Below are 3,091 nucleotides of genomic sequence, written 5' to 3' on the forward strand. Positions count from 1 at the left end.
GCCGAGCCGCGAGATCTTCGGCAGCGAAGGCACTGAAGATTACGGCATTCATCCGACTGTCCTGCACCTCACCGCCGCGCACTGGCACACGCTGGTTGGCGAGTGGCACAAGCAACCGCAGGTGGCGGCTCAGCGCCTGCAACAGGTGCGTCTGATCAACGTCACTGGCGATGCGCTATCAGCACAGAAGCTCAAGCTCTGGGACGAGATGCGCCCGGCGCACACTCGCCTGATCAATACCTATGGCCCTACCGAAGCGACAGTGTCCTGCACCGCCGCTTATGTCAGCCATGACGCCGTGGCTGGCAGCGAAGGCAGCGGCAACGCGACCATCGGCAAGCCGATGGCCAACACCCGCATCTACCTGCTTGATGCCCGTCAACAACCGGTTCCGTATGGCGTGGCCGGTGAAATTTTCGTCGGTGGCGACGGCGTGGCCCGCGGTTACCTGAACCTTGCAGAGGTCAACGCCGAACGCTTCCTGGCGGATCCGTTCAGCAGCAGCCCTGATGCCAGGATGTACAAAACCGGAGACCTGGCACGTTACATGGCTGACGGCCGTATTGAATACCTGGGCCGTAACGACTTCCAGGTCAAAGTACGCGGTTTCCGTATCGAACTGGGCGAAATCGAAGCCCGCCTGGGCAATTGCACCGGGGTCAAGGAAGCGGTGGTGGTCGCCCGGGAAGATAATCCGGGAGACAAACGCCTGGTGGCCTATGTGGTTGGCCAGCCGCAAAGCCAGCTTACAGCTGCTGAACTGCGTGCCGAACTGGCGCCGCAACTGGCCGAGTACATGCTGCCGAGCGCATTCATGATCCTCGACGCCTTGCCGTTGACGCCGAACCGCAAGCTCGACCGCAAGGCCTTGCCAGCCCCGGACGCTGATGCACTGATCAGCCGTGGCTATGAAGCCCCACAAGGCGAAACCGAAGAGCGGATCGTGGCTATCTGGCAAGACCTGCTGGGCATCGAGCAGGTCGGGCGTCACGACCATTTCTTCGAACTGGGTGGCCACTCACTGCTGGCCGTCTCGCTGATCGAACGTCTGCGCAAGCAGGGCCTGAATCTCAACGTAAAGACTGTATTCACTGCCCCCAGCGTGCGTGAAATGGCCCTGGCTATCAGCCAGGACAAACAACCCCTGTTCCAGGCACCGGCCAACCGTATTCCGGCCCACTGCACGCAATTAACGCCGGACATGTTGTCGCTGGTGGAACTGAGCGTTGATGAGATTGAACTGATTACCTCCGCCGTTCCGGGTGGAGCCGCCAATATCCAGGACGTCTATCCGCTGGCACCGCTTCAGGAAGGCATCCTGTTCCATCACCTGCTGAATCTTGAGCGCGACGCCTACCTGATGCGCTCGATGATCGAGTTCGACAGCCGCGCGCGTCTTGACGCCTTTCTTGGGGGCCTGCAAACGGTTATCGACCGCCATGATGTCCTGCGCACTTCGGTGCATTGGCTCGGCCTGCCGCAAGCGGTGCAAGTGGTGCATCGCCAGGCGCAATTCCCGGTACATACCCTCACCCTGACACCGGATGAAGACGCACTCAGCCAGGTGGATCGTCTCACTGATCCCAGTCGTCTGCGTCTGGACCTGCGACAGGCCCCGCTGCTGCTCGCCTACATTGCTGGTGACCCCAACTCGGATCGTTGGCTACTGGCGCTGCTTGATCACCACATGGTCAGCGACCACGTCACTCTGGAGCTCATACTCGAAGAAATTCGCCTGCTGATGCAAGGCCACAGCGCAGACCTGCTGCCACCGCAGCCTTACCGGGAGTTTGTCGCGCAGACCCTCGCCAGCCCTTCAAGTGCCCACGAAGCCTACTTCACCCGCCGCCTGGCTGATGTTGATTCACCCACCGCTCCGTTCGACCTGCTGGAAGTTCAGGGTGACGGTAATGACGTCGAAGAGGCCGAACTGGCATTGAGCAGTGACCTCTGCGCATGTATCCGGACTCAGGCCCGGGAACGCGGTATGTCCCCGGCGGTGCTGTTCCATGTCGCCTGGGCCCAGGTGCTGGCCCGTTGTACCGGTCGCGATGATGTGGTATTTGGCACCGTGGTCACCGGCCGCCTGCAAGGTACGGTCGGCGCCGAGCGGGCCATGGGCATGTTCATGAACACCCTGCCGGTTCGCGTGCAACTGGCCACGCAAGGCATCCACGAGCTGGTCATGGAAACCCACCGTGATCTCAGCGAATTACTGAGCCACGAGCAGGCGTCATTGGCTCTGGCCCAACGTTGCAGTAGCGTGGCCACGGCGCTGCCGTTGTTCTCCAGCCTGCTCAACTATCGGCACCAGGGCCAGGACAGTCAGTTGCAATGGCCGGGCCTGCGCCTGCTCGACAGCTCCGAGCGCACCAACTACCCGTTGTGCCTGTCGGTCGACGACTACGGCAATGACCTTAGCCTGATGATACACAGCGTGCAGCCCGCGGATCCGCAACGCCTGGGCGCCATGATGCAGTGCGCGCTGGAGCAATTGACCGATGCGCTGGCGCACACACCGCAGATCGCCGTTACGCAGCTGGATGTGTTGCCCGCCGTCGAGCGCAACCTGCTGCTGGAGACCCTCAACCAGACCCGCCAGGACTACCCGGCGGACCTGTGCATTCAGCACCTGTTTGAGGCACAGGTACGCACGCAGCCTGACGCCATCGCCGTGGCTTTCCACGGGCAGCGCCTGAGCTATGCCGACCTGAATCGTCAGGCCAACCGTCTGGCTCATCATCTGATCGGCCTGGGCATTAGTCCGGATGACCGGGTGGCGATCTGCGTCGAACGCGGTGTGGAAATGGTGGTCGGTCTGCTCGGTGTGCTCAAGGCCGGTGCTGCTTATATGCCACTGGACCCGGCGTATCCGGTCGAGCGTCTTGCTTACATGATCAATGACAGCCAGCCAGCGGCGCTGCTCACTCAGCGCGGCTTGCAGGAGCGTTTGCCCACACTGTCGATGCCGCTGGTATTGCTCGATGCCGATCATTGCCAGGACCTCACCGAGTGTGATGACAACCCGGTGGTACCGACCCTCGGCCTGCGCAACCTGGCGTATGTGATCTACACCTCGGGCTCCACGGGC

Annotated in this window: 1 protein-coding gene; it reads left to right on the top strand. The window is 61.8% G+C overall.

Annotated features, from left to right (window positions below; all coding sequences use genetic code 11):
• On the top strand, positions 1-3,091 hold a 3,091-nt coding region (locus tag LCH65_RS26090; RefSeq protein WP_226439941.1), incomplete at both ends, for an AMP-binding protein.

It is taken from the genome of Pseudomonas sp. MWU16-30316 (genome assembly GCF_020515645.1).
Classification (GTDB): domain Bacteria; phylum Pseudomonadota; class Gammaproteobacteria; order Pseudomonadales; family Pseudomonadaceae; genus Aquipseudomonas; species Aquipseudomonas cerasi.